This is a genomic window from Lentzea sp. NPDC054927, assembly GCF_053610285.1.
Genome location: NZ_JBSGXZ010000002.1, coordinates 560,869 through 586,117, shown reverse-complemented (window position 1 = coordinate 586,117; position 25,249 = coordinate 560,869). Strand labels below are relative to the sequence as shown.

At 68.4% G+C, this 25,249-nt stretch carries 23 protein-coding genes; 13 read left to right on the top strand and 10 right to left on the bottom strand.

Going from position 1 to position 25,249, the window contains the following annotated elements:
- Window positions 1–14 precede the first annotated feature (14 nt).
- The 3 genes from ACWGE0_RS06190 to ACWGE0_RS06180 all read right to left on the bottom strand — a co-directional run bounded on the left by ACWGE0_RS06190 (window position 15) and on the right by ACWGE0_RS06180 (window position 3,836).
- Complete coding sequence (locus ACWGE0_RS06190; RefSeq protein WP_452259828.1) at window positions 15–1,187, bottom strand: alginate lyase family protein; 1,173 nt, start codon at window positions 1,185–1,187, stop codon at window positions 15–17.
- 183 nt (window positions 1,188–1,370) lie between these two features.
- Window positions 1,371–2,843 carry a DUF1996 domain-containing protein gene (locus tag ACWGE0_RS06185; protein WP_452259827.1) on the bottom strand — a complete coding sequence of 491 codons (1,473 nt, stop codon included), beginning with the start codon at window positions 2,841–2,843 and terminating at the stop codon, window positions 1,371–1,373.
- Window positions 2,844–2,930: 87 nt separating this feature from the next.
- The gene (locus ACWGE0_RS06180) at window positions 2,931–3,836 is read right to left on the bottom strand and encodes a DUF4142 domain-containing protein (protein ID WP_452259826.1); all 906 of its coding nucleotides are present in this window, start codon (window positions 3,834–3,836) and stop codon (window positions 2,931–2,933) included.
- Window positions 3,837–3,978: 142 nt separating this feature from the next.
- Between ACWGE0_RS06180 and ACWGE0_RS06175 the strand changes: the two genes are divergently transcribed.
- From ACWGE0_RS06175 to ACWGE0_RS06145, 7 genes are all read left to right on the top strand, one after another.
- Window positions 3,979–4,737: an SGNH/GDSL hydrolase family protein gene (locus ACWGE0_RS06175; RefSeq protein ID WP_452259825.1), complete on the top strand. Its 759-nt coding sequence runs from the start codon at window positions 3,979–3,981 to the stop codon at window positions 4,735–4,737.
- A 175-nt stretch (window positions 4,738–4,912) separates the two neighbouring features.
- Window positions 4,913–6,313, top strand: a complete 1,401-nt coding sequence (locus tag ACWGE0_RS06170; RefSeq protein WP_452259824.1) for an ABC transporter substrate-binding protein — start codon at window positions 4,913–4,915, stop codon at window positions 6,311–6,313.
- Window positions 6,314–6,362: 49 nt separating this feature from the next.
- Complete coding sequence (locus tag ACWGE0_RS06165; protein WP_452259823.1) at window positions 6,363–8,180, top strand: branched-chain amino acid ABC transporter permease; 1,818 nt, start codon at window positions 6,363–6,365, stop codon at window positions 8,178–8,180.
- The gene (locus tag ACWGE0_RS06160; protein ID WP_452259822.1) at window positions 8,177–8,869 is read left to right on the top strand and encodes an ABC transporter ATP-binding protein; all 693 of its coding nucleotides are present in this window, start codon (window positions 8,177–8,179) and stop codon (window positions 8,867–8,869) included. Before ACWGE0_RS06165 ends, ACWGE0_RS06160 begins: the two co-directional genes overlap by 4 nt.
- On the top strand, window positions 8,866–9,519 hold the full coding sequence (locus tag ACWGE0_RS06155) for an ABC transporter ATP-binding protein (protein ID WP_452259821.1): 654 nt from the start codon (window positions 8,866–8,868) through the stop codon (window positions 9,517–9,519). The genes ACWGE0_RS06160 and ACWGE0_RS06155 overlap by 4 nt, the downstream gene beginning before the upstream one ends.
- Entirely contained in the window at window positions 9,516–10,772 is a 1,257-nt protein-coding gene (locus tag ACWGE0_RS06150) for a choice-of-anchor P family protein (protein ID WP_452259820.1), read from the top strand. The genes ACWGE0_RS06155 and ACWGE0_RS06150 overlap by 4 nt, the downstream gene beginning before the upstream one ends.
- Window positions 10,773–10,776: 4 nt before the next feature.
- Window positions 10,777–11,076 carry a hypothetical protein gene (locus ACWGE0_RS06145; protein WP_452259819.1) on the top strand — a complete coding sequence of 100 codons (300 nt, stop codon included), beginning with the start codon at window positions 10,777–10,779 and terminating at the stop codon, window positions 11,074–11,076.
- Between the two features lie 259 nt (window positions 11,077–11,335).
- Here ACWGE0_RS06145 and ACWGE0_RS06140 read toward each other — a convergent pair whose 3' ends face one another.
- Entirely contained in the window at window positions 11,336–12,103 is a 768-nt protein-coding gene (locus ACWGE0_RS06140; protein WP_452259818.1) for a methyltransferase domain-containing protein, read from the bottom strand.
- A gap of 186 nt (window positions 12,104–12,289) precedes the next feature.
- On the opposite strand from ACWGE0_RS06140, the gene ACWGE0_RS06135 reads away from it, so the two are divergent.
- The gene (locus ACWGE0_RS06135) at window positions 12,290–13,624 is read left to right on the top strand and encodes a cellulose binding domain-containing protein (protein WP_452259817.1); all 1,335 of its coding nucleotides are present in this window, start codon (window positions 12,290–12,292) and stop codon (window positions 13,622–13,624) included.
- 110 nt (window positions 13,625–13,734) lie between these two features.
- Window positions 13,735–14,814: an MFS transporter gene (locus ACWGE0_RS06130; protein WP_452259858.1), complete on the top strand. Its 1,080-nt coding sequence runs from the start codon at window positions 13,735–13,737 to the stop codon at window positions 14,812–14,814.
- Here the strand turns inward: ACWGE0_RS06130 and ACWGE0_RS06125 are convergent.
- The 3 genes from ACWGE0_RS06125 to ACWGE0_RS06115 are packed head-to-tail and all read right to left on the bottom strand — an operon-like array spanning window position 14,733 to window position 17,363.
- The gene (locus ACWGE0_RS06125) at window positions 14,733–15,434 is read right to left on the bottom strand and encodes an LLM class flavin-dependent oxidoreductase (RefSeq protein WP_452259816.1); all 702 of its coding nucleotides are present in this window, start codon (window positions 15,432–15,434) and stop codon (window positions 14,733–14,735) included. The genes ACWGE0_RS06130 and ACWGE0_RS06125 overlap by 82 nt on opposite strands.
- Window positions 15,435–15,438: 4 nt before the next feature.
- On the bottom strand, window positions 15,439–16,551 hold the full coding sequence (locus ACWGE0_RS06120) for an MFS transporter (protein WP_452259815.1): 1,113 nt from the start codon (window positions 16,549–16,551) through the stop codon (window positions 15,439–15,441).
- 14 nt (window positions 16,552–16,565) lie between these two features.
- Entirely contained in the window at window positions 16,566–17,363 is a 798-nt protein-coding gene (locus tag ACWGE0_RS06115) for an NmrA family NAD(P)-binding protein (protein WP_452259814.1), read from the bottom strand.
- Window positions 17,364–17,508: 145 nt separating this feature from the next.
- On the opposite strand from ACWGE0_RS06115, the gene ACWGE0_RS06110 reads away from it, so the two are divergent.
- Both ACWGE0_RS06110 and ACWGE0_RS06105 read left to right on the top strand, forming a co-directional pair.
- A complete protein-coding gene (locus ACWGE0_RS06110; RefSeq protein ID WP_452259813.1) occupies window positions 17,509–18,378 on the top strand; it encodes a bile acid:sodium symporter family protein in 870 nt (289 codons plus the stop codon).
- A 33-nt stretch (window positions 18,379–18,411) separates the two neighbouring features.
- Window positions 18,412–19,821: a carboxylesterase/lipase family protein gene (locus ACWGE0_RS06105; protein WP_452259812.1), complete on the top strand. Its 1,410-nt coding sequence runs from the start codon at window positions 18,412–18,414 to the stop codon at window positions 19,819–19,821.
- Between the two features lie 6 nt (window positions 19,822–19,827).
- On the opposite strand, the gene ACWGE0_RS06100 is transcribed toward ACWGE0_RS06105, so the two are convergent.
- The gene (locus ACWGE0_RS06100; protein WP_452259811.1) at window positions 19,828–21,342 is read right to left on the bottom strand and encodes a M28 family peptidase; all 1,515 of its coding nucleotides are present in this window, start codon (window positions 21,340–21,342) and stop codon (window positions 19,828–19,830) included.
- 105 nt (window positions 21,343–21,447) lie between these two features.
- Between ACWGE0_RS06100 and ACWGE0_RS06095 the strand changes: the two genes are divergently transcribed.
- Both ACWGE0_RS06095 and ACWGE0_RS06090 read left to right on the top strand, forming a co-directional pair.
- Window positions 21,448–22,764 carry an RNA-guided endonuclease InsQ/TnpB family protein gene (locus ACWGE0_RS06095; protein ID WP_452259810.1) on the top strand — a complete coding sequence of 439 codons (1,317 nt, stop codon included), beginning with the start codon at window positions 21,448–21,450 and terminating at the stop codon, window positions 22,762–22,764.
- Window positions 22,765–22,794: 30 nt separating this feature from the next.
- Window positions 22,795–23,565, top strand: coding sequence for a lipopolysaccharide kinase InaA family protein (locus tag ACWGE0_RS06090; RefSeq protein ID WP_452259809.1), 771 nt, complete (start codon window positions 22,795–22,797; stop codon window positions 23,563–23,565).
- Here ACWGE0_RS06090 and ACWGE0_RS06085 read toward each other — a convergent pair.
- Both ACWGE0_RS06085 and ACWGE0_RS06080 read right to left on the bottom strand, forming a co-directional pair.
- Window positions 23,482–24,270 (bottom strand): ABC transporter permease, encoded by a 789-nt coding sequence (locus ACWGE0_RS06085; RefSeq protein ID WP_452259808.1) that lies wholly within the window; start codon window positions 24,268–24,270, stop codon window positions 23,482–23,484. The genes ACWGE0_RS06090 and ACWGE0_RS06085 overlap by 84 nt on opposite strands.
- Window positions 24,267–25,226: an ATP-binding cassette domain-containing protein gene (locus tag ACWGE0_RS06080; protein ID WP_452259807.1), complete on the bottom strand. Its 960-nt coding sequence runs from the start codon at window positions 25,224–25,226 to the stop codon at window positions 24,267–24,269. The genes ACWGE0_RS06085 and ACWGE0_RS06080 overlap by 4 nt, the downstream gene beginning before the upstream one ends.
- Window positions 25,227–25,249: the final 23 nt, after the last annotated feature.

Sequence of the window (25,249 nt, the reverse complement as noted above, 5' to 3'; positions counted from 1 at the left end):
CACGCTAGTACTTCTTACGACGGGTTGGCTGCGTGAGTCAGCGTCTCCCAGGCGATGAACAGGTTGTCGGTCCCGTGTGGACGATGGGACTCGGTGTAGAGCTTGGTGTTCGCCATCGCGATGCCCAGCCTGGTGTTCAGCGCGTTGTAGCTGACCTCCGGGGTCGGGCCGAGCTCACGGCTGTACGAGCCGCCGCACAGCCAGGACGGCACCGGTTCGCCGTTCTGGTACTTGGTGTGCAGGCCCCACGCGTGGCGCATCCGTTCCCGGATCTCGCCCCAGATGTCCTGGCCCTGGTGCCGCGCGGTCTCCGCGAGGTGTGAGGCCGCGGAGAGCCCGTAGGCGGTGTGCGCGAAGTCCCGGCAGGTCTCCTGGGTCAGGCCGTCCACGAACGTGGACTGGTTGTGCCAGTAGGAGATGATCTCCGCGCGGGTGTCGATGCCACTGCCCGGCGGCGTCTTCGGCAGTGCGCCGTCGGTGGTCAGGTAGATGAACGCCTGGATGCGGGTGCGGAAGATGCCGACGGCCTTGTCGTAGGCCGCCCTGTCCTCCAGGAACACCGCGATGCCGATCGAGGCCTCCATCATGCTGAGTTCCCAGTTGCCGTTGGTGTTCGCGCGGCCGTTCTGGATCTCGGGGAGGTAGACGTTGCGGAGCATCGTGCCGAACCTGGCGCTGTTGGGCCAGGTTCCGTAGACGTGCTTGATGATCTCCGCGGCCTTGGGCCAGCTCGACGCGGACCACGCGGTCTGCAGCGGGGCGTTCGAGTTGGTGTGGTCGCGGATCGTGGCCGACCAGGCGTCCATGATCTGGATCGCCTTGGCCGCGTACCTGTTGTCGCGCGTCACGTACCAGGCCAGCGACAGGGTGTAGGCGGCGAGAGCGTCCTCGCGTTCGTCGGTGCAGCCGTAGTTCGGGTTGCTGACAGGGCCGCACTCCACCACGGCTCGCGGTTTCGGCGTGCGGTTCAGGTCGGCGTACTTCGAGGCCATCATGCGGTCGTAGGCGAGCTTCCACGGCTGCGCGCCGGCCTGGACCTTGGCGCGCATGAAGTCCAGCTGTGGCCGGGAAACAACGACTCCCGGATGGACGAACGTCGCCGGCGCCGCCGAAGCGGACTGACCGGTGACCGGTACTACGAGAGAGGCCAGCAGTGCGATCAGCACCGCGCAGGAACGGGTGACCATGGGCTCAGTGTTAGTGGTCTATACCTTTACGTCAATCATCCCGGTACGAGGTTCACGTCGGTGAACAGTTCAGACTCGTGAACAGGGTGGATCTGCTGCCGCGCAACGAAAATCCCCCGGTGCGCGGGAGGTGCACCGGGGGATTTCGGTCGAACGGTCGGACGGGTCAAACGGTCTTCAGCGTCACTCGCGGCACTTCTTGCCGGTGTTCACGCAGTTGACCAGGCGGTTCATGATCTGCTGCGACATCACGTTCGCGAAGTCGTTGTGGTCGGAGGCCGGGTTGTGCTCCTCCTCCGGGAAGGAGTCGACCGCGTACCGGCCGGCCTTCTGCACGTCCAGCGGGATGTTGTAGGTCAGCGAGATCCGCAGCTGAGGAACAGCCTTGAAGCCCTTCTGGCACTTACCGGTCTTGGCGTCCGGGAAGACGATGTGCTCGCGGTGCTTCGCGGAGTCGATGTTCTTGCCGTCCCAGCAGCTCGGGAAGTCGTGGACGCGCTTGACCTTCGAGCCCTGCGGGCAGATCGGGTACTTGTTCATCAGCACCTTGTCCTCGAAGCCGCTGCAGGTCCAGCCTTCCTTGGCGTTCTTGGGGCCGTTGGCCGTGACCTTGGCGTCGCCGTAGAGCACGCGCAGGAACTTCGGCATCGCGACGACCTTGCCGGTGGGCGAGCCGCGGAACTGCAGGTCGACGACCTCGGGGCGCTGGATCTCGCCCTCGTTGCCCTCGAGCTCGTTGTTCGCGTTCTCCTCGGCGTTGTTCTGGTTCTTCTTGTTCTCGACGCCCTCGGCCTGAGCGGCGTCGTTGTTCTCGGCGCCGTTGTCGAGCGCGGCGGCCTCGCCTGCCTCCTTGACCGCACAGGCGGCGGCGGGGTTCAGGTCGGGGGCCTGCTTGCCCTGGCGGCTGAACGCCAGCATCATCCGGTTCAGGATGGCCGCGCGCTTCTCACGCGTCGGGCCGACGATGACGTTGTCGATGTCCTGAGCCTTGGTCTGCTCGAGCTTCTTCTCGGCCTCGTCGGTGACCTTCTCGACGTTCGCGAGTTCCTTGTCGATCTCCGCCTGGGCGGCGTCCGGCACGTCCTCGGGGAGCAGGGACGCGACGTCGGGGCACTCGAGGCGGGCAGCGGCCTTGTCGGCCTTGTCCTTCTCCTGCTGTGCCTTGTCGTCCTTCTTCGGCGGCGCCTGCTCCTCCTCCGGAGCCGCGGCTTCCTCTTCCTCGCCGTCGTTGATGCGGATCACGGGCCAGAAGTAGGCGGACTTGTCGCCGTTCTTGCAGGTCGTGCCGGCCTTCTGCAGCGACTTGTTGTTGGAGTCCGCGTTCGTGGAGAGGTTGCCGACGTAGTCGTGCAGGTGCTGGGCACCGTTGCGGACACCGGGCTGCGCGATGAAGTTGTCCGGGTTGAAGTGGCCGTTCTCGTTGCGGCCGCAGTTGACCGTGAACGTACCTGTGGTGGCGTCGTCCTCCGGCTTTGGTTTCTTGACGTTCGGCTTCACCTTGGTGATGTCGACAAACTGGGACTTGTCCGCACCGTCGGCGAGCGCGGCGCCATCAGAAGAACTGATGGCCACCACCGCGGCACCGCCAGCGACCAGCGCCATCGCCGCTGCGGCGGCGGTCAGCCAGATCGTGGATTTCCTACGGTGAAAAGCCATTTGCCACCTCGTGTAGTCCGATAAAACGGCATGGTGAAGATGACGGCGGTTAGCCGTGTTGTTCGGGTTGAACTTCGGTGTGCGGTTTTAGTACGAGCGAGATTTCCGCCGTGTCTTCTTAGAACGGGATATGAAACGCATCCCAACCAGCGCGAGCGCGAGCACCGCTATCGCTCCGAAGAAGACACCGTTGTTGTCCCCGAACACGCCTTGCTCGGCGGTGCGGGTGAACTTGGTGCCCTCCGGCACGGTCGGGATCACGCCGTCGGTCGGGTTCGCTGAAGCGTCCGCGTTGCTGTCCGCGTTGTCCCCCGTCGGTTCCGGTGCCCCGGAAGCCGCGGTTGGGGGTGCGAGCGGCTGCGGGGACTCCAGTCCGGCGAAGTCGACGCGACCGGTCTCCTCGAGCACCTTCATGTGATCGAAGACGGTGATCATCGCTTGCGTGGAAAGGATGCGGACGAGCTCGTTCTTCGTGCCCGCCCGGATCTGCGCGGCATAGGCGTAGACCTTGCCGTGCGCCGCGCGGAGCCGGTTGGCGAAGACGGCGTCGAACTCGTCGCCGTTCGCCGCGTCCATCTCGGCGAGCCAGCCCTTCTGCTCATCGGTGGCCTCCGTGGGCAACGTGTGGCCGAGCAGTACGCCCGCCCGGTTCACCACGTTGTCCAGCAGCGTGTGGCCCTCGATGAGGTGCTTGCAGGCTTCCTGGATCTTCGGCTGGTCCGCCCGCTTGGCCTTGCCCTTCTCGCCGGCGGGCTTCTCCCACAACCCGGCCTGCTTGACCCGGTTCAGGAAGTCCCTGTCGGCGGGTCCGAGCGGACCCCACTGCGTCTGCACGGTCTCGTCACCCGTTCCGGCGCTGCCGGGAGGCGGGGTGGAGATCGGAGTGGACGGAGTGGTGGTGGGCTGGCCGATCGCACTCCCGGTGTTGAGCAGCACGGCCAGCGCACAGCCGGCCAACGCGACCAGTAGTCGCGTCGGCTTCGCCAAGTCCATGGGGAGTCGCACGAACGGGGATACGGCCAGGAATGGGAGTGCGCCTCAGTTCGAGACACCGCCGTTATCGAACCGTTATCGAGCCTGGCGCAACCCCGCTCCGGCTGCACGGCTGTCACCTGCACGACTTAGGGTCGTGAGCATGAGCAAGCGTTTTGTGGCGTTGGGGGACTCGTTCACCGAGGGAGTGGGCGACGACGACGCCGGCCGTCCGAACGGTGTGCGCGGCTGGGCGGACCGCGTCGCCGATGTCCTGGGGTCCGCCGATCCGGAGTTCGCCTACGCCAACCTGGCCGTTCGCGGCCGGTTGCTGCCGCAGGTGCTCAGTGAACAGCTTGAGCGCGCTCTCGCGATGAAGCCCGACCTGGTCTCGCTGTACGCGGGTGGGAACGATCTCATGCGGCCGAAGGTGGACATCGACGCGTTGATGCGCCGATACCGCGCGGCCGTTGCGCGCGCACACAACGCGGGCGCGCGGGTCATCCTCTTCACCGGTGTGGACGGTGCCGACGACCCGGTGTTCCGCAAGATGCGTGGTCGCGTGGCCATCTACAACGAGCACGTGCGCGCGATCGCCGTCGAGCACTCGTGCGTTCTGGTCGACATGTGGGCGATGCGTCAGCTGCGTGACCGTCGCATGTGGTCGCCGGACCGGTTGCACCTCAACTCGCTCGGGCACGCCGAGATCGCCATCTCGGTTCTCGACGGTCTCGGTGTCCCGCATTCCCTGGAGCGGACGGTGCTCGGGGTCGCCCCGCTGGTCGACCGCCGCGTCCGGCGCGCGGAGGACATGCGGTGGGCGCGCGAGCACGTCGTGCCGTGGGTGATGCGGCGGCTGCGCGGTGAGTCCTCCGGGGACGTGATCCGGCCGCGCCGACCGGAGCTGCTGCCGCCCTCGTGAGTAGAACGTGTTCCTTGGGCCGAGCTGGTCTAACGACGTAACCACGATTTGGTGACGACTTTTCCGCCGATTCTTTGCAGATAGAACGTGTTCTAAAATCAGTGTGCTCCACACGGGTGAAATCGCTGGTGGGAGCCTCGGCCTGGATTGATGCAGAGCCCTAGCGTTCGTCCGCATGCATCGCAGGGCTGCGCTGATCGCTTTGATGGTCTGCGCGTTGATCGCGGGGTGTGGAAGCAGGCTCACCGACGAGCAACGCGCGGCTCTTGTCGTGCCTCAGGGCGGAGGCTCGGGGACCCAGGAAGGCACCGCGCAAACCGAGGACGGCGCGGTGCCCGGCACCGACGGCACCGCGGGTCAGCCGGGTGCGAACAACCCGCAGCAACCCAACAAGCAGCCGAACCCGCCGGGCAGCATCGCGGGCGCCTGCCAGGGCACCGGTGGCGCCACGGACAAGGGCGTCACGGCCGGCGAGATCACGATCGCCAACATCTCCGACATCAGCGGCCCGGTGCCCGGCATCTTCCAGTCGGCGCAGCAGGCCACCAAGGCGTTCGTGGAGTACTTCAACTCCACCCAGGGCGCGGTCTGCGGCCGCAAGCTCAAGCTCGTCTCGTTCGACTCGCGCACCGACAGCGGTGGTGACCAGCAAGCCACCTCGCAGGCCTGTGAGCAGGCGTTCGCGCTGGTCGGGTCGATGTCGGCGTTCGACCAGGGCGGTGGGCCGGCCGCGGCGGGGTGCGGCATCCCGGACCTGCGGGCCTCGACCGTCACCGCACAACGGCAGCGCACGGCCGTGAGCTTCGGCGTCGCGTCCAACGTGGTGAACCTGGTGTCGTCGGCGGGCCCCGACCTGGTCAAGTCGAGCTTTCCCGGCGGCATCAACGCCGCGGCGTACCTCTACCTCAACGCCGACGCGAGCGCGCAGAACGCCAAGAGCATGCAGAAGGCGGCCGAGGCGCGCGGGATCAAGTTCGTCTACTCCCAGGCCATCGACATCACGGACGTCAACTACGCGCCGTACGTGGCCAAGCTGAAGGAGACCGGCACCAAGATCGTCTACTGGATCGGGTCCGCGCAGTACGCGGTGCGGTTGCAGCAGGCCATGCGGCAGCAGGGGTACACACCGGAAGCGTTCATCACCGACCCGACGGCGTACGACCCGCAGTACATCCGGCAGGGCGGCGCGGCGGTCGACGGCACCGTCGTCTACACCAACGGCGCGCTGTTCGAGGAGTCCAACGCCCAGGTGGCGCTGTACAAGCAGTGGCTCGGGCGGGTGGCGCCCGGTGCGGCGCCGTCGTACTTCGGGATGTTCGCGTGGGCCGCGGCGCGGTTGTTCGTCACGACGGCGGCGAAGGTGGGGCCGCAGCTCACCCGCAAGGCGATGCTGGACGCGGTCCGCGGCGTGCACGACTTCACGGCCGAGGGGATGGTCGCGCCGCAGGACGTGGGCGGCAAACGGACCTCGGCCTGCATGACGCTGGTGCGGTTGAAGGGCGGCGCGTGGTCGCGGCTCGCTCCGGCGTCCGGGTACTCGTGCGGTTCGCTGATCGACACGGGGGTGGGCGGATGACAGTGATGTTCGCCCACCTGGCCTCCGGCCTCGTCACCGGGAGCGGCGCATGACCGCCCTGCTCGCTTATACGATCTTCGGCCTGGTCACGGGCGGTGCGTACGCCGTGGTGGCGGGCGGGCTCGTGCTGACCTACAGCACCTCCAAGGTGTTCAACGTCGGGCACGGCGCGATCGGCATGGTCATGGCGTTCCTCTACTGGGAACTGGCCGAGAATCGCGGGCTGCCGCAGTGGCTCGCGTTGCTGATCGTGGTCGGCGGGTGCGCGCCGCTGTTCGGGCTGGTGATCGAACGGTTCGTGATGCGCAGGCTCGCGGGCGCCCCGGTCGGGATCACGCTCGTCGCCGGGGTGGGCGTGCTGGTCGGGTTGATCGGGGTGGCGCAGGTGATCTGGCCGCCGCAGGCACGGCCCGTGCGGCCGTTCCTCGACCAGCTGGGCATCCACGTCGGACAGTCGTTCGTCAGCGGGCACGACCTGGTCACGCTGGCCTGCGCGGTGCTGGTCGCGGGCGGGCTGTACGTGCTGCTGAACCGGACGCGGACCGGGCTCGCGATGCGGGCCTGCGTGGACGCCCCGGAACTGGCCGCCCTGTACGGGACGCGACCGCATCGGCTGTCCGCGATGAGCTGGGCGATCGGGTCGGCGCTGGCCGCGCTGGGCGGCATCCTGCTGACCCCGGTGGTGCAGCTCGACTACGTGACGATGACGCTGCTCGTGATCACCGCGTACACCGCGGCGCTGGTCGGGCGGCTGCGCAGTCTGCCGTGGACGTTCGCGGGCGCGCTGGGGCTCGGGCTGGTGCAGTCCTACGCGGTGGCGTACCTGCCGTCGTCGCCGGCCTGGATCGCGTTCCGGGCGGCGATCCCGGCGTTGCTGCTGTTCGTCGTGCTGCTCGCGATGCCGCAGTCGCCGTTGCGGATCGGTGGCGTGCGGGGATCACGCGGGCTGGCGGTGCCGAACGCTCTGACGACGGGCGTGGGCACGGGGCTGTTCGCGGGTGTGGTCGTCGTGCTGGCGCTGCTGGTGGACTCGGTGGTGGCCGGACAACTCGCGCTGGCGCTGGTGTTCGGGATCGTGCTGTTGTCGATGGTGCTGCTGACCGGGTACGGCGGGGTGGTGTCGCTCGGGCAGTTCACGTTCGTCGGGGTGGGCGCGGTGACGGTGGCGCGCCTCGGTTCGACCTCGGTGTTCTCGTTGCTGCTCGGTGCGTTGGTCGCCGCCGCGGTGGGCGCGTTGATCGCGTTGATCGCGCTGCGGGTCAGCGGGCTGTACCTGGCGTTGGCGACGCTGGGGTTCGCGCAGCTGATGGACAAGCTCGTGCTCCAGTCGCCCATCGCGTTCGGGGTGCGGGGAAGCCTGCAGGTGCCTCGGCTGGTCGAGTCCGCGACCGCGCAGTTGCTGCTGGCCGCCGCGGTGTTCGCGCTGGTCGGGATCGGGGTGCTGGCGGTGCGGCGCGGCCGGCTCGGGCGCCGGATGATCGCGGTGAAGGACAGTTCCGCGGCGTGCGCGACGCTCGGGATGAACGTGCGCTGGATCCGGGTCTGGGTGTTCTCGCTGTCCGCCGCGATCGCCGGACTGGCAGGCGGGCTCTTCGCGCAGCTGCGGGAAACCGTTGCCGCGAGCGACTTCCAGCTGTTCAACAACCTGCCGCTGCTGCTGTTCGCGGTGATCGCCGGCATCACGTCGGTGTCCGGCGCGCTGCTCGGCGGGGTGCTGCTGATGCTGCTTCCGGTGCTGCAGAGTGGTTTCCCGACGTTCGCGGGCGTGGCGGTGGTGCTGCTCGGCGTCGCGGCGGCCGGGCTCGCGCGTGACCCCAACGGGCTGGTCAGCTGGTTCTTCCGGGCCTGGACCTGGCGGCGCGCATGAGCACGCTGCGGGTGGAGGGCGTGACGGTCCGCTTCGGCGAGGTGGTCGCGGTCAACGACGTGACGCTGAAGGTCTCTCCCGGCGTCACCGGACTCATCGGGCCCAACGGCGCGGGCAAGACGACGTTGTTCGACGTGATCAGCGGACTGCGCAAGCCGTCGTCCGGCCAGGTGCTGCTGGACGAGGAGGACATCACCGCGAAGGGGCCGCACCAGCGCTCGCGGCTCGGCGTGGCGCGGACGTTCCAGCGGCTCGAGGTGTTCGGGTCGCTGACCGTGTGGGAGAACGTCGTGGTGGCGCTGGAAAGCCGCCGCCGGCCAGCGCGGCTGGCGATGGGGCTGCTGGAACGGGTCGGGATCGCGGAGTTCGCCTCGAACCAGGCCGACACCGTCCCGACCGGTGCCGCGCGGCTGCTGGAACTGGCCCGCGCGCTGGCCACCGACCCTCGGCTGTTGCTGCTCGACGAGCCGTCGTCCGGGCTGGACCGCGCCGAGACCGACGCGTTCGGCGCGTTGCTGCGCGAACTGTCGGGGGAGGGCCGCGCTGTCGTGCTGGTCGAGCACGACATGGACCTCGTGATGGGTTACTGCGACCGCGTCCACGTGTTGAACCTGGGCAGCCTGCTGACCTCCGGCACGCCTTCCGAGGTTCGCGAGCACGAGGGCGTCCGGGAGGCGTATCTCGGATGATCGACCTGACGAACGTCCACGCCGGGTACGGCCGGATCGAGGTGCTGCGCGGCGTCTCGCTGACCGTGGCGCGCGGCACCGTCACCGCGTTGCTGGGCCCGAACGGAGCCGGCAAGTCGACGCTGGTGAAAGTCCTCAGTGGACAGCTGCGGGCCACCTCCGGGCACGTGCACCTCGGCGGGGTGCACGTGAACGACGCGCCGCCGGACGAACTGGCCCGCGCCGGCCTGTGCACGATCCCGGAAGGCCGCGCGATCTTCCCGAACCTCACCGTGGCGGAGAACCTGCGGCTGATGCGTGGTGACCCTTCGGTGGTCTACGAGCGGTTCCCCCGGTTGAAGGCGCGGCACCGGCAGCTCGCGGGCTCGATGTCCGGCGGTGAGCAGCAGATGCTCGCGTTCTCCCGCGCGCTGATCACCGACCCGGCCGTGCTGGTGATCGACGAGCTGTCCATGGGACTCGCGCCGGTGATCGTCGCCGAGCTGTACGAGGTGGTGGGGGAGCTCGCTTCCAGCGGGGTCACGATGCTGATCGTCGAGCAGTTCGCCGAGACCGCCTCCGCGGTCGCCGATCAGGTCGTCGTGATGACGCACGGCGAGATCTCTTCCGGCAACGACCTGGCCACTGTCTACTTCGGAGGGACATCGTGAGGTACGCGCTCGTTCTGCTGCTTCTCCTGCTGTCCCCGGCGCCCGCCCGGGCCGCCTCCGACATCGGCGGGTTCACGCTGTCCGCCCGCGCGGCGCCCGTGTCCGTGCTGCTGACCACCGATCTGCTCCCGGTGCCCGCGGAACCGCAGGGCGAGGTGCACCTGTCGTACACGCAGACCGAACTGGGATCGGGCCCGATCGGCCGGTCGGTGGCCAGCTCGCTGTGGCCGGGCGCGGCCGTGGGCACGGGGTTGCCGCAGCTGCTCGGGTTCGCCTATCCCGTGCAGGCCAACGCGGCGCATCCCGGCGGCCCGGCCGACGAGTCGAAGTCGGGCATGCGGGCCGGTGCCTCGGCGTCGAAGGCCGAGTCCTACGCGGGTGCGAAGCAGGAGGTGCCGTTCCTGCTCACCGCCGACGGGCTGGCGTCGACCAGCGTGAGCTCGGTGTCCGGTTCCGAGGCGCGTTCTTCGGCGGTGTCGTCCGCGCAAACGATCACGTTGCTCGCCGGGTTGGTCGTGCTGTCCGGGGTGCGCTTCGAATCCGTCGCGGTGAGTGACGGCAGCAAGGGGAGTGGCACGAGCACGTTCTCGGTCGCGGAGTTCACCGTGCTCAAGCAGAAGTTCCCGGTCACGGCGCCGGGCGCGCCGCCGGACGGGCTGCTGAAGGCGTTGGAACCGCTGGGCATCACGCTGACGTGGCCGTCGGCGGCCACGAAACTCGAAGGCACGGCGGCGACCTCCACCAGCCGTGGCCTCAAGCTCACCGTGGACGTGCTGGCGTTGCGGACCAAGCTCGGCCTCGGTGGGATCCTGGACGGCATCGTGGCACCGTTGCTGCCCAAGGAACTGGTGCCGCTGCTCAACCCGTTGCGCAAGATGGAGATCATCGTCGGCGACACCGAGGCGGTCGCAAACGCTTCCGCCACTTCGCCGTTGACCCCACCGGACGTTCCCGCGCCACAAGCACCTCTCGTGCCACCACCGCCGGCTGACGGCGCACAGGCTCCGTCGCCCGATTCGCCGCCGGTGGCCGGAGTCGCGCCACCTCGGGCCGTGACGCCGGTGGCCTCTGCCCGCGCCAAACCCCGCTCGCTGCTCGACTTCCCCGGCGTACCGGCACTTCTGGTGCTCACCGGGCTGGGCGTGGCCGCGGCGGGAGCGTTCGGCATGAAGTCGTTCGGCACGTTCCTGCTGGGCGGCGCCCCTTGTCCCTCCGGACACCCCACCGGTGTCCCAGACCTGCGCAACGGGTGAAGCCATGACCATGCAGGACAGGCGTCGGGCGCGGATGCGCAGTGGGATCGGCCTGGTCGGCACGATGCTCATGACGGCGGGCATCGCGGCGATCCTCTTCGCCTGGTGGGGCGTCGCGCACACCGGGTACGTGTTCGAGCAGATCCCTTACGTGGTCTCGGGAGGGATCCTCGGCGTCGGGTTGATCGGGGTCGGCGGGTTCCTCTACTTCGGGTCGTGGCTGACGAAGCTGGTGGAGGAGCAGCGGCAGACCACCTACGCGTTGTTGCAGCTGCTGGAGGAACGCGACTCGGAACGCGTCTAGGCAGGGTGCCGAAAGTCGTGTCCGTTACCCACCCGGCTGACCTGCGCGCATCCCCGATGGCGTCTGCAAGTACCACCAACTCAACATCGACAGGCACTTTCCTACTACCAACAGGGCCGTCCTGGCCTGCGAAGGTTCGGCGGATGACGAACTGATTGGCTGTAGTTGGCGGCGATTCGATCAAGAGTTGGCGGTACTTGCAGACGTCACTTGCCGCCAACGAGGCTAGAGGTTTCGGACAAGGTTTCTGGCCGGATGCTTAGCGCGCGGTGAGGGCGTAGGCGGGCAGCGGCACGTTGCCGCTGGTGCGCGCGGTCTGACGGAGCAGGTCCTTCGCCAGGCCGTCCGGTGCCTCCTGCAGTGCGATGGAGATCTCCCAGTCCGCGTCCTGCAACGCGCTGGTGTCCACGTCTACGATCTCGTCGACCTGCCAGCCGGCGCGGCCGAGCGCGGCGAGCAGGGTGGCGCGGGTGAGCGGGGCGCGGACGTTGCCGTCGGTCTCGGCCATGCGGTCCTGGGCCAGCACGGCCAGCAGGTGCGGGATCTGGTCGGGGCGAGCGGGTTCCGGGTTCCATTCGGCGAAGCAGAGCCTCGTGCCGAGTTCGCGGGCCTTCTTCAGGGTCCGTTCGAGCAGGTCGCCGGACGCGAAGTACCAGGAGCAGTGCGCGAGCACGACCAGGTCGTAACCGGTACCCGCCTCATCGGTCAGCACGTCCGTCTCGTAGCGCATGTCGACGCGGTCGCCGAGCGGGCCGTCGAGCAGGTGCCGCGCGGACTCGCCGACGGTGACCGGTGCGCCGTAGTCAGGTGGCGCGACGTCGGTGCCCACGACGCGGCCGCCAGGGCCGACCCGGTCGGCGAGCACGGCGGTCATGTCGCCCTGTCCGCAGCCGATCTCCAGCACCCGCGCTCCCTCGGGGATCTGCCAGGTGCGGGCCAGGTCGATGCGGTAGCGGGTCTGCACGACCTGGATGTCGGGGCTCACGGTCCAGGTCGCCATCAGGCGGGCGATCTCTTCGGCGTTCATCGGGGCGGACGTTAGGGCACGAAAGTGAGTTCCGCACCCCTTCATCCCAGGTGGACAGTCTGTGGGAGCGCTCCCATATTGCCTTATCGGACAAGGCGGACAGACCGTGTTCACACCCTTGAACCATTGGTCCAGACCAGTTAACGTGCTCGGCATCACGTTCCCCCTGCACGTGAATGGAGCAGCATGAAGAAGTTCCGCTGGCAATTCCTGACCATCGGCCTGGCTGTGGCCGCGGTGGTCGGAGGCGTCGTCGCCGCTCCCGCGAGTGGCGCGACCGGCGTGACGGCGGCGTTCACCAAGACGTCGGACTGGGGCAGCGGCTACGAGGCCAAGTACACGATCTCCAACAGCGGCGGGTCCGCGCTCACGTCGTGGACCGTCGAGTTCACGCTGCCGAGCGGGCAGTCGATCGCGTCGCTTTGGGACGGTTCGTACGCCGCCAACGGGCAGAACATCACTGTCCGCAACACCTGGAACGGCAACGTGCCGGTCGGTGGCAGCACGAGCTTCGGCTTCACCGTCCGCGGTTCCGGCGGCACCCCGTCGGACTGCAAGATCAACGGTGCGTCGTGCGACGGCAACGGCAACCCGCCGACGACCACGACCACCACGACGACGACGACCACGTCGAACCCGCCACTGCCCGGCACCGGCCGCGGCGCGCCCTACCTGTACCTGGGCTGGGGCAACCCGCAGAGTGCTACGGACGTCATGAGCCAGACCGGCGTCAAGTGGTTCACGCTCGCGTTCGTGCTGTCCAGCGGCGGGTGCACCCCGGCGTGGGACGGCCAGCGCCCGCTGACCGGTGGTGCCGACCAGCAGGCGATCAACGCCATCCGCGCGGCCGGTGGTGACATCGTGCCGTCGTTCGGCGGCTGGAGCGGCAACAAGCTGGGCCCGAACTGCTCGACCCCCGAGGCACTGGCCGGCGCCTACCAGCAGGTCATCAACGCCTACGGGTTGAAGGCGATCGACATCGACATCGAGAACTCCGACGAGTTCGAGAACACCGTCGTGCAGGACCGGATCATCACCGCCCTGCGGATCGTCAAGCAGAACAACCCCGGCATCCAGACGATCGTCACCTTCGGCACCTCGACCACCGGCCCGAACTTCTACGGCAACCGGCTGATCGACCAGGCCAAGGCTCTGAACGCGAACATCGACGTGTTCACGCTCATGCCGTTCGACTTCGGCAGCTCGAACATCCGCACCGACACCATCGGCGCGGCCACCGGGCTGAAGAACAAGCTCAAGTCGACCTTCGGCTGGAGCGACGCCGAGGCGTTCAAGCACGTGGGCATCTCGGGCATGAACGGCCTGTCCGACCAGCGCGAGCTGACCACGGTCGACGACTGGACCGCGATCCGCGACTGGTCGAAGGCCAACGGCCTCGGGCGACTGGCCTTCTGGTCGGTCAACCGCGACCGCGGCGGCTGCGACGGCCAGGTGGCCGCGCACTGCTCGGGCATCGGGCAGTCCGAGCTGGCGTTCACGAAGATCACCGCTGGTTTCTAGAAGGGTCACCGCTGGTTCCTGAGTGACCACGAGCCGTCAGCGCCATTTAATCGATGGCGCTGGCGGCTTACTCTTGGGCCATGCGACGACGACATTGATCTTCAACTGATCTGACCCGAACCGCGACGGCGTATGCGTGGTGTTCGCACCTCATCCCCATCTACGCGCTGTACGCGTTGCTCTTCGCCGACAACGGGCTGTCCGACGCCCAGATCTCGGTGCTGCTCGCCATCTGGTCGCTGACCGCGGTGGTCTTCGAGGTGCCGTCCGGTGCGCTCGCCGACCGGTTCTCGCGGCGCGGCTCTCTGGTGGTCGCCGGTGCGCTTCAGGCCGCCGGATACGCGACCTGGGTGGTGTTCCCGTCGTTCTGGGGTTTCGCGGCCGGTTTCGTGCTGTGGGGTCTCGGCGGGACGCTCACCTCGGGCGCGTTCGAAGCCCTGCTGTACGACGGGCTGGCGGCCAACGGTGACGAGGACCAGTACGGACGGCTCAACGCCAGGGTCGACACCATCGAGCTGATCGCTCAGGTGCCGGTCGCGGTCGTCGCCACCGCGCTGTTCTCCTTCGGTGGCTACGAGTTGGCGGGCTGGGTGTCCGTTGCGATGTGCCTCGGGTCGTCCGTGATCGCGCTCCGGTTCCCCGAACCCGAACGCGACTCCGAGGATGAGGAGCCTGGCTACTTCGCGACGTTGAAGGCCGGCCTGCGTGCGTCGGTCCCGATCAAACGTGCCGTGCTGGCAGTGGCTCTGGTGTACGCGCTCGACGCGTTCGAGGAGTACTTCACGCTGCTGGCCCAGGACTGGGACGTGCCGACGGTGTGGGTGCCGCTGGCGACCATAGGCGTGCCGTTGATGGGTGCGGCCGGTGCCTCACTGGGTGGACGACTGCCGTTCCGCGGCTGGGTGTTGTTCGCCTCGGGTGCTCTGCTGATCGTGGCCGCGTGGCTGGCGGTTCCGCCGGCGATCGTCCTGCTGGGACTGTTCTACGGGCTGTACCGGTTCGTGCTGGTGCACGTGGAAACTGAGCTCCAGCACCGGATCGAGTCCGATGCCAGGGCGACGGTCACTTCGGTTGCCGCCATTGGGTCGGAGTTCGTGGCGTTCGCGATCTACGGGTTGTGGGTGCTGGGATCCGCGGTGGCGGTCGGCGTGATGATCCTGGTGGTGGCACTGGTGATCTGGCGGAGGTGATCGAGGCTCCTGGCGTGGATCAGCACCCGGTCCGGGTGCAGCCGCAGAGCGTCGTCGAGGGTGTCCTCGGTGGCCAGCACGCCGAGCCTCGGGTTCGCGGCCTGCTCGCGGTATCGGGCGACGTGGCCGGTCTGATCGGCGAACACGAACAGGCCGTCGTCGTGCTCCGCCGCGAGGTCGGCGATCTCGGGGGAGCGGGTGCAGGCGTGCCAGATGTAGGGCCTGTTGGGCCACAGAGCTTTGAGGGTTGCGTAGTGCTCGATCGTGAGGGGCAGGCCGTACTCGATCTCTTTGCCGAACCAGCCGAACACCTTCGCCGTGTTGCCTCTGCCGAGCACCAGGTCTGTTCGACGAGGGGCCAGGAGGTCGAGGGTGGCGTACTCGGCGGCGATGCGGGCCGGGTCGTTCGTGGTGATCAGCGTGGTGGCGGTGGACAGCCGCAGGCGGGTCGTCCTCGCCGCGATGTGCGCGAGCAGCGTGGTGGGGGAGGACGAGTTGTAGGGCGGGTTGTGGTGCTCGCCGACCGCGAAGACGTCCAGGCCCGCGTGCCCGGCGTGTACGGCGAGTTCCACGATCTCGTGGGGTTTGAGGTCGCCTGGGGTGAACACGCCGATCTGCACGGTTTCAGTGTGCTCGGCGCAGGACCAGTGTCCACACGCCACCGGCGGCCGCGAGTGCTCCCGCCGTCACGAGGGCTGCCGGGATGCTGACGTTCGCGACCAGGCCGAGTGCGATGGGGCCGCCGCCGAGACCGATGTCGATGAACGCGCTGGCGGTGCCGGCCGCGGCGCCTCGCTGGTGCGGTTCGGCCGTGGCGAACACGGCGGCGAAGAAAGCGGGCGTGCTGAACGTGACGCCGGTGGCGAGCACGACACTGCCCGCGATGAGGCCGTGCGGCGTGGCGGACAGGACGAGACCGATCGCGATGACGCCCAGTGCGATGGCGCCGAGCGTCAGGGGTGGCACGCGGTCCGGGACGCGGGCGAACACCGTTCTGGACACGACGACGGTGGCGCCGTAGAGGAAGAGCGGGAGGCTGGTGTTCTCCAAGCCGGTCTCCTGGGCTCTCAGCGCGGCGAACGCGAGGAAACCGCCGGTGGCCGCCAGCGACGCGCACAGTCCGATGGCGGGCGGGATGGCGGCGCGGTGGATCAGGTTCGGTTTCGCGGTCGGGGACGGCGTTCCGGTTTCGCCCAGGAACGCGACCGCGACCGCGCTCGCCGCACAGAGTGCCGCGGCGGTGAGCCAGGCCGTGGGGAACGACCGTTCGGCGAGGAGCTCGCCCAGTGGCGGGCCGAAGGCGAGGCCCAGGAAGAGACCGAGGGAGTTGAGGCTGAGGGCTTCGCCGAAGCGGTTCGGCGGTGCGACGTCGGCCAGCGCGGCGAACCCGGCCACGGCGAACGCGGCTTCGGCGACGCCCAGCAGGAGCCGCAGGGCGAGGATCGTGGGCAGGTCGGTGGCGAGCGCGGTCAGGGCGAGGCTGATGGCGGCGAGAGCGGTGCCGGCGAGGAGCAGCGGCCTGCGGCCGATGCGGTCGGTGAGGCGGCCGGCGTACGGGCGGAGCAGAAGCGCGGAGACGGCGAAGGTTCCGAACGCGAGGCCTGCCGCGGCCTTGGTGCTCTCCAGCGGACCGGTGACGTAGAGCGGCAGGGTGTAGACCGCGATGCCCATCGCGGTGAAGTAGCCCAGGTCAGCGGCGGTGAGCAGGGCGAAGCGCGGGGTCAGCAGGCGCTCCATCGCATCAGGGTGCGCTAGGCGGTGCCGTTGCGCATCTCGGCCAGGAACGTGGCGAAGGTGCGCAGGCCGGGATGCAGGGCACGCAGGGTCTCGATGTCGACGGGCGGTTCCGCACGGTCACCGAACACCTTGCGCAGTTCCGGATCGTCCACCTGGATCTGCTCGTACGGCACGCCGATCAGCCGGGCGATCTCCAGCGGTGTCAGCAGGTCGCCGGCCAGGGTCAGCGACGAGCCGATGAACCGTCCGGGGTCGGCGAAGACCTGAGCGGCGACAGCGCCGATGTCGTCCACCGCGATCAGGTGGTAGCGGACCTCCGGGTGCAGCAGGTGGGTCAGCCGCGTCATGCCGGGCGAGTGGAGGCCGTCCATGAACGTCGTCGGCCGCAACACCGTTGTGGGCAGGCCGATGTCCGCGATGTGCTGCTCCACCTCCCACTTGCTGTCGAACGACGCGACGCCGGACTGGGAGGTAGAGGCCACGAGTGAGGCGTACACGAGGTGTGGGACGTCCGCGGCCAGGGCGGCGTCGGCGACGTTGCGGCCCCACCTGGTCTCCACGGCGGGGGAGTAGCCCTGCGGGGATCGGGGGTCGTGCGGCGCGGGCTGGACGCTGAACACCGCGTCGGCACCGGAGAACGCGCGCTGGAGCGAGTCCGGGGAGTCCTGGTCGGCCACGACGACGGCCGCGCCGACGATCTGCGCCGACGGGTTGCGGGTCAGCGCGCGGACGTCCCAGCCTGCCGCGACGAGGTGCCGCACGACCGCCCCGCCCTGCTTGCCGGTCGCCCCGGTCACCACGGCGGTCTTCATCATCTTCCCCCAGAAGGTTTTCTACAGAACTATCACGGATCTGGGGGTTGGTGCCGCCACCTGGCCGATTCCATCAGGCCCGGCGTAACGCCAGGATCTTCCGAACAGATCAAACTGCACAAGCTGGACAATCGCGGAGGCCGCCGTGCTCGTCGTACAGATCTTCCTGCCACTGGCGCTGGCCTTGGTGATGTTCGGCCTCGGTCTCACACTCACCACAGAGGACTTCGCCAGGGTCGCGAAGTACCCCAAGGCCGCGGTCATCGCGCTCGTCTGCCAGGTGATCGTCCTGCCGGCGATCTGCCTCGGGCTGGTGCTCGCGTTCGGGCTCAAAGGCGTGCTGGCGGTCGGCATGATGCTGCTGGTCGCGTCGCCGGGCGGCACGTCGGCGAACCTCTTCAGCCACCTCGCGGGCGGGGACGTGGCGCTCAACATCACGCTCACCGCGATCAACTCGGTGCTCGCGGTCTTCACGTTGCCGCTGGTGGTCGGGCTGAGCATGGCGCACTTCATGGCGGACAGCGCCGAGGTCGGGTTGCAGCCGGCGAAGTTCGTGCAGGTGTTCGCGATCGTGCTGGTGCCGGTCGCGATCGGCATGGTGGTGCGCCGCAAGTTCGAGGCGTGGGCGCTCAAGATGAACGACCCGGTGCGGATCGCGTCGGTCGTGGTGCTCGTGCTGGTCATCATCGCGGCGATCGCGCAGGCCTACCAGCAGCTGATCGACAACATCGCGACGCTCGGCCCGGTGGCGTTGCTGCTGAGCGTCTTCAGCCTGCTGATCGGCTACTTCGTGCCCAAGGCGTTCAACGTCGAGCGCAAGCAGGCGATCGCGTCCGCGATGGAGATCGGGATCCACAACGCCACGATCGCGATCACGCTGGCGTTGACGGTGTTGAACGACGAGACGATGGCGATCCCGCCCGCTGTCTACGGCGTGCTGATGTACGTGCCGGCGGCGGTGGCGGCACGGTTGTTGTCCCGCAACAGGACTGTGGCGCCCAATCCCGGGGTCTAAAGCGTTTGCCGGCGCCGCTAAGTTGATCGGTACATGCGATCAACAACCATCATCTTCGCAGCGGCGCTCGCCGCAACCACTTTCACGGCCCCGGCGCAAGCCGCAGGCGACATCATTCGCACCGACACGGGTCTCGTGTCGGGTGCCATCGTCGAGAACCAGCGCTCGTTCCAGGGCATTCCGTTCGCCGCGCCGCCGACCGGCGAGAACCGCTGGCGCGATCCGCAGCCCGCGAAACCCTGGCAGGGCGTCCTCAAGGCGGACAAGCCCGGTCCTCGTTGCGAGACCGACGAAGACTGCCTGCACCTCAACGTCACCGCGCCGCTGAAAGCCGCGAACCGGCCGGTCCTGGTCTGGATCCACGGCGGCAGCTTCACCAGCGGCGCCGGCTCCGACTACGGCGTGGACCAGTTGGTGCGCAACGGTTCTGTCGTCGTCACGATCAACTACCGGCTCGGCGCCTTCGGGTACTTCGGTTTTCCCGGGCTCGACGGATCGGGCGCATTCGGCCTGCGCGACCAGCAGGCCGCGCTCGACTGGGTGCGGCGCAACATCAGGCAGTTCGGCGGCAACCCGCACAACGTCACGCTGTTCGGCGCGTCGGCGGGTGCGCTGTCGACGTGCGCACAGCTGACCTCGCCGAAGACCAGCGGCCTGTTCCACCGGGCGATCATCCAAAGTGGACCGTGCCAGTTCGGTGTGCCGGCGGGCGAGAACAACGTCCAGCACACCTGGGTCAAGCGCGAAGACGTCGAACGAGTCGGCGCCCAGGCCTCGGGCTGTGCGGACATCGCGTGCCTGCGCCGGCTCACGGTCGAGCAGGTCCGAGCGCTGACACCGCAGTTCTCGTCGCCCGCGTACGGCACGGAAGCCCTGCCGGAGAACCCGATCACGGCACTTCGCGAAGGCCGCTTCCACCGGATCCCGGTACTCGCGGGCACGGCGCGCGACGAGTTCTCGGTGTTCGCCGCGATGTTCTACCCACCGCTGGACGCCGCCGGATACGAACAGGTGCTGACCGAAGGCTTCGGTGCGGCCAAAGCGAAACGGATCCTGGCCGCCTACCCGCCGCGTGGTGGCGACGAACGGGTGCCGCTCTCCGCGGCGCTCTCGGCCATGACCTCGGCCTGCCCCACCGCCGAGCTGCGCGCGCAGACGCACGCGTTCGGCTACGAGTTCGCCGAACCCGAGCCGCCGATGATCTTCCAGGGCATGCCGGACTTCCCGTACGGCGCCTACCACGGCTCGGAGCTGCCGTTCCTCATGCGGTACGCCGGTGTGGAACTCGCCGGGAAGCAGCAGAAGCTCTCCGACGAGATGGTGCGGGCGTGGACCCGGTTCGCGCGGACCGGACATCCCGGCTGGTCACGCCAGGACGTCCGGCTCTTCGCGACCGAGCAGGTCGCACCGGTGGACCACCGGTGCGACCTCTGGGCCAGCTAGCGTGGACTAGCTGGCGGAACCCCGTGGCGCGCGTCCGTGCGATTTGCCGGGCGCGCGCACGCTGTTCACCGTCGAGGTGTCGAAGGCGAACGTGATCACCGCGGTGGCGATCGCGTCGGCGTTGACGTCCAGCGCGGTCAGGTTCAGGTTCGACCTGTTGTCGCACGGCTGGTGGTAGCACGGGTCGAACGCGATACCCGCGGTCCCGCCGTACCTCGCCGCCTGCTCGGCGGTCTTCACGCCCTCGGCGCCGGTGAACAGGCCACCGGCCGGGATGTTGACCGCGATGAACGGGCCGTAGTCCGACCGCCCGGAGAATTCCGTGTCCTCCGAGGGCAGTCCTCGGTCGGCGTAGAACTTCTCGAAGACGTCCTCGATCTGCGCCGACCCCGGCGGGATCGGCACCGGGGCGGTGCCGCTCGAGTCGTCACCGTCGTAGATGCCGTAGAAGTGGTTCGGCGAGCCGACCATGTCGAAGTTCAGGTACAGCGCGATCTTGTCCTGCTCGGCCTGGGGCAGCGTGGCGACGTAGTGATCGGACCCGAGCAGGCCGGACTCCTCCGCACCCCACCACGCGAAGCGGACCTTGGCGTTGGTCTTGACCTTCGACATCTGGATCGCGGTCTCCAGCAGTGCGGCCGAGCCGCTGCCGTTGTCGTTGATGCCGGGCCCGTTCTGGACGCTGTCGAGGTGCGCGCCCGCCATGACGACGTTGTTCGCGTTGCCGTACTGGGATTCGGCGAACACGTTCCACGCGGTGCGCGTGTCGGTGATGACCTCGACCTTCACCCGGATCGTGGCGGGGGACAGGCTGACGAGCTGCCGGCCGACGTCGAACGTCGCGGAGACGACCGGAATCGTGAGACCGGTGGCGTCGCCGGTCGGGATCACGAGCCCGGTGCGGCCCGGCTGGCCCTCGTTGAACAGCACGACCGCCGAGGCGCCCGCCGCCTGCGCGTTGAGTGCCTTGACGGTGAAGTTGCACGTGCCGCGCTGGATCAGCGCGATCCTGCCGGGCACGAACCCGGCGAAGTCGCCGGACTCGCAACCACTGGAGCTGCTGGGCGCCGGCGTGGGCGGGAGCACCACGTCCACCGCCTGCGTGACGCCGGTGACGTCACCCTCCGCCCTGGGCACGAAATCGGTGTAGGTGAAGTCCAGGTCCTTGCGGTAACGGATGACGGTCGGTGCCAGCACGTCCAGCACGGAGTTGTCTTCCAGGTAGGTGAAGTCGAACGCCTGCACGGTCGGTGTGTAGCCGGCTGCGTTCAGTTGTCCCACCACGTAGTTCACCGAGGCCTGGTAGCCGGGCCGGCCCGCCGCGCGGTCGCCGTGCGTGTTCGCGATGGCCTGCAACGCGTCGAGGTGGCGCAGCACGCCGTTCAGCGTCACGGCCTTGCTGAGCTTGGCCGGCGAGTTGTTGTTGGGATCGGCGAGTACGGGGCCGGTCACGGCGAGTGGCAACACCAGTGCCAGAGCCGAGACCAGCGCGAGCCGTGTGCGCCGTGAACGTTGGGTCATCGGTATGCCTCCATGCGTACATCGCCGCCGAATGCATCCCCCCGGGTTCCTTATCTGTCCGATGTGTCGTGTGTTACACCGTTGCTACAGGAGGTGGGCCTGAAGATGTCGGCGTTGGACGTCGACCAACTCCTTGCGCTGGTGTGGATACCGTCTGGTTCGGCGCTAAACCGTTGGTACGGTGCCGGTGTGCAGCTTCGGTACAACTACCGTGTGTATCCGACGCAGGGTCAGCAGACCTGTCTGGCCAAGGCGTTCGGGTGTGCGCGGGTGGTGTTCAACGATGGGCTGCGAGCGCGCTTGACCGCACGGGAGCAGAGTTTGCCCCGCATCTCGGACGGCGAGCTGTCGAAGCGGGTCATCACCCTGGCCAAATCGAGGCCCGAGCGGGCATGGCTGGGAGAAGTCTCAGCGGTGGTGTTGCAGCAGGCCCTGGCGGATCTGAACACCGCCTACCGCAACTTCTTCGCCTCGACCTCAGGCAAGCGCAAGGGCCGGATGGTGGCGCCGCCGCGGTTCCGGTCCCGCAAGGACAATCGGCAGGCGATCCGGTTCACCGCCAACGCCCGGTTCAAGGTGCTGGGCAACGGACGGCTGCGCTTGCCGAAGATCGGCGATCTGGACGTGCGCTGGTCACGCGAATTGCCTGCCGAGCCCAGCTCGGTCACGATCGTGAAGGATGCGGCTGGGCGGTATTTCGCCTCGTTCGTCGTACAGACCGTCGGCCAGCCAATGACTGATGCTGGCTCGGAGGTCGGCATCGACCTGGGGTTGACCCATTTCGCGGTGCTTTCGGACGGCACGAAAGTGGCCGCGCCGAAGTTCCTGCGCCGGGCAGCCCGCAAGCTGCGTCGACTTCAGAAGTCCTTGAGCCGCAAGGTGAAGGGGTCGAACAATCGCAAGAAGGCCGTCGTCAAGGTCGCCCGGGCACACGCCCGAGTGGCCGATACCCGGCGGGACTGGCAACACAAACTGTCCACGGCGATCATCCGCGACAACCAAGCGGTGTACGTCGAGGACCTGTGCGTCGTCGGTCTTGGTCGCACCCGGCTGGCCAAGAGCGTCCACGACGCGGGGTGGGCCAGCTTCACCGCCATGCTGGAGTACAAAGCCGCCCGGTACGGGCGCACCTTCGCGCGGGTGGACCGGTACCACCCGTCCACTCGGATGTGCTCCGATTGTGGCCGCGTCACCGACAGGATGGCGTTGACGGTCCGATCGTGGAGCTGCTGCTGCGGAGCATCCCACGACCGGGATGTGAATGCCGCCATCAATGTGCTCGCCGCCGGACGGGCGGAGAGCTTAAACGACCGTGGAGCGCACGTAAGACCGGCACCTGTGCCGGCAGCGCGCCGGGAAGCGGTAATCCACCCAGGCGCTGCGCGTTTCAAGGGCAGCACGGAGGGAGTCCCCGCCCACTAGGGCGGAGAGAACGTCAATGGAGGTGGGTGTTTGTTCCGATTGCTGCAGACCGCTGTCCGCGTCGAACCTCTGGAAGGAGAGGGGCTCACCAACGTCCTGCACCTGGTGACGCTGGCTGACGGGCGCAAAGCCGTGCTGCGCCAGCCGAAGGTCGCGCGCGATCTGCCGAAGTTCGTGGTGCCCGGCGCTCCGGAGATCCTCGCGCACAACGGCCGCGGGGACGTGCTGGTCGAGTACGTCGAGGGCCGGACGCTCGCCGACGCGCTGCCGGTGTCCGACGAGGTCTGGCGCAGCATCGGCCTGGCGTTCCGCAAGATCCACCGGATCGGCCTGCTGCACAACGACGTGAACCTCTACAACATCATCGTCGGCGACGACCGCGCCACGCTGATCGACTGGGACAACCCAGGACAGGGCAACCCGCTCGACGAGCTGGCGGCGTTCGAGGAACACCTCTACCTGCACGGAACCGTTTTGCCCCAAGCGTTCTGGGTCGGCTACGGGCACACGCCCGACCTGAACCTGCTCAGGACCCACCGCATCGCCGGCTGCATCGGCTGGCTCGCGAGCGAGGACTGGCAGGAGTGGGAGCAGGACAGGACGCTCAAACCGGAGATGCTGGCCAGGGTCCGGAACTGGCGGCGGCTGCTCGCGCGGTGGCTCGCCGACCAGTTCCGGACGGCCATCCTGGAAAGTGACGGTCCAGCGGCTCAGGGCTCAGCGGCTGAGGTTGCGGTACTTCAGCACCGACAGCGGCCAGAAGATCGCCACGAACACCGCAGGCCACAGCACAGCCAGTAGCAACGAGTGCTGCGCTGCCCACGAGTCGCCGCCGACGCCGGGGTTGCCGAACAGCTCACGCGCCGCCGCCACGGTGGACGACAGCGGGTTCCACTCCGACACCAGCCGCAGCCAGCCCGGCATCAGCTCCGGCGAGACGAACGTGTTCGCGAACATCGTCAGCGGGAACAGGAACATCCACGACGCCTGCGCGGCCTCCGGCTTCACCAGCAGGCCGAGGTAGATGCCGACCCAGACCAGGGCGAACCGCAGCCAGAGGAACAGCGCGAACGCCACCAGCGCGTTGAGCAGCCCGTCGTGGAACGCCCAGCCCATCACCAGCCCGCACAGCGCCAGCACCAGCAGCTCCAGCGAGGAGTTGACCAGGTCGGCGATGCTGCGCCCGGCCACCACACCGGTCTGCGACATCGGCGAGGCGCGGAACCGGTCCGTCACGCCCCGGTCGGCGTCCATCGACACCATCATCATGGTGGTGCCGACGCCGAACGCGATGGTCTGGCCGAACATGCCGGGCAGCAGGAACTCGATGTAGTTCCCGCCGCCGAACACGTTCATCGCGCTGCCGAACACCAACCCGAAGATCAGCACCGAGATGATCGGGTAGGCCAGGTTCGCGAACACCCTGACCGGCTCGCGCAGCCAGTGGATCAGGTCCCGCTTGGCGACGATCCACGAATCGACCGCCGCAAACTTGATCGCGTTCACGCCCGGACCTCCGCAACCGAGTCGTCCGACACGGCCTTGTGCCCGGTGATGGCCAGGAAGACCTCGTCGAGCGTGGGCCGCCGCAACGCGATGTCCTCGGCTTCCACGCCCTGCGCCGCGAGCGCCGACGTCACCCGCGTCAGCGCCGCCACCCGGTCGGCCACCGCCGCGCTCACCCGGAACCCGTCGGGGTCCACCTCCGCGTCCGGTCCGAGCACGTCCCGCACGACCGGCAGCTCCTCGGCCGTGCGGACCACGACCTCGATCCGGTCGCCGCCGAGCTTGGACTTGAGCTGGTCCGGCGTGCCCTGCGCGGCGACCCGGCCGGTGTCCATCACGACGATCTGGTCCGCGAGCTGGTCGGCCTCGTCCAGGTACTGCGTGGTGAGCAGCACCGTCGTCCCCTCCGCGACGACCCGCTTCACCTCCCGCCAGACCTCGCCGCGGTTGCGCGGGTCGAGGCCGGTCGTCGGCTCGTCCAGGAACAGCACCGACGGCCGCTGGATGAAGCTCGACGCCAGGTCCAGGCGCCGCCGCATGCCGCCCGAGTACTGCTTGGCGCGCTTGTCCGCCGCGTCGGTGAGCCCGAACTGCTCCAGCAGCTCATCGGCCCGAACCGACGCCTGGCGCTTGGTCAGGTGGTAGAGCCGCCCCCACATCACCAGGTTCTCCTTGCCGGTCAGCACGTCGTCGACCGTCGACTGCTGGCCGTTCAACGCCACCTGCCGGCGCACCTGGGGCGCCTCGCGCGCCACGTCGAAGCCCGCCACCTCCGCGCGGCCGCCGTCCAGGCGCAGCAACGTGGCCAGGATGCGCACCGCCGTCGTCTTGCCCGCGCCGTTCGGGCCGAGCAGCCCGCACACCGTTCCCGCTGGTACGGCGAGGTCGAACCCGTCCAGCGCCGCCTTCTTGTCGAACACCTTCCGCAGGCCTTCCGCGAGCACCGCGTGTCCCACGCCTTCACCCCCGTGATCTAACT

Bases quoted from the DNA above. Each gene is read 5' to 3' on its own strand.
- ACWGE0_RS06190 (WP_452259828.1), bottom strand. From the start codon at position 1,187: ATGGTCACCCGTTCCTGCGCGGTGCTGATCGCACTGCTGGCCTCTCTC.
- ACWGE0_RS06185 (WP_452259827.1), bottom strand. From the start codon at position 2,843: ATGGCTTTTCACCGTAGGAAATCCACGATCTGGCTGACCGCCGCCGCA.
- ACWGE0_RS06180 (WP_452259826.1), bottom strand. From the start codon at position 3,836: ATGGACTTGGCGAAGCCGACGCGACTACTGGTCGCGTTGGCCGGCTGT.
- ACWGE0_RS06175 (WP_452259825.1), top strand. From the start codon at position 3,979: ATGAGCAAGCGTTTTGTGGCGTTGGGGGACTCGTTCACCGAGGGAGTG.
- ACWGE0_RS06170 (WP_452259824.1), top strand. From the start codon at position 4,913: ATGCATCGCAGGGCTGCGCTGATCGCTTTGATGGTCTGCGCGTTGATC.
- ACWGE0_RS06165 (WP_452259823.1), top strand. From the start codon at position 6,363: ATGACCGCCCTGCTCGCTTATACGATCTTCGGCCTGGTCACGGGCGGT.
- ACWGE0_RS06160 (WP_452259822.1), top strand. From the start codon at position 8,177: ATGAGCACGCTGCGGGTGGAGGGCGTGACGGTCCGCTTCGGCGAGGTG.
- ACWGE0_RS06155 (WP_452259821.1), top strand. From the start codon at position 8,866: ATGATCGACCTGACGAACGTCCACGCCGGGTACGGCCGGATCGAGGTG.
- ACWGE0_RS06145 (WP_452259819.1), top strand. From the start codon at position 10,777: ATGACCATGCAGGACAGGCGTCGGGCGCGGATGCGCAGTGGGATCGGC.
- ACWGE0_RS06140 (WP_452259818.1), bottom strand. From the start codon at position 12,103: ATGAACGCCGAAGAGATCGCCCGCCTGATGGCGACCTGGACCGTGAGC.
- ACWGE0_RS06135 (WP_452259817.1), top strand. From the start codon at position 12,290: ATGAAGAAGTTCCGCTGGCAATTCCTGACCATCGGCCTGGCTGTGGCC.
- ACWGE0_RS06120 (WP_452259815.1), bottom strand. From the start codon at position 16,551: ATGGAGCGCCTGCTGACCCCGCGCTTCGCCCTGCTCACCGCCGCTGAC.
- ACWGE0_RS06115 (WP_452259814.1), bottom strand. From the start codon at position 17,363: ATGAAGACCGCCGTGGTGACCGGGGCGACCGGCAAGCAGGGCGGGGCG.
- ACWGE0_RS06105 (WP_452259812.1), top strand. From the start codon at position 18,412: ATGCGATCAACAACCATCATCTTCGCAGCGGCGCTCGCCGCAACCACT.
- ACWGE0_RS06100 (WP_452259811.1), bottom strand. From the start codon at position 21,342: ATGACCCAACGTTCACGGCGCACACGGCTCGCGCTGGTCTCGGCTCTG.
- ACWGE0_RS06095 (WP_452259810.1), top strand. From the start codon at position 21,448: ATGTCGGCGTTGGACGTCGACCAACTCCTTGCGCTGGTGTGGATACCG.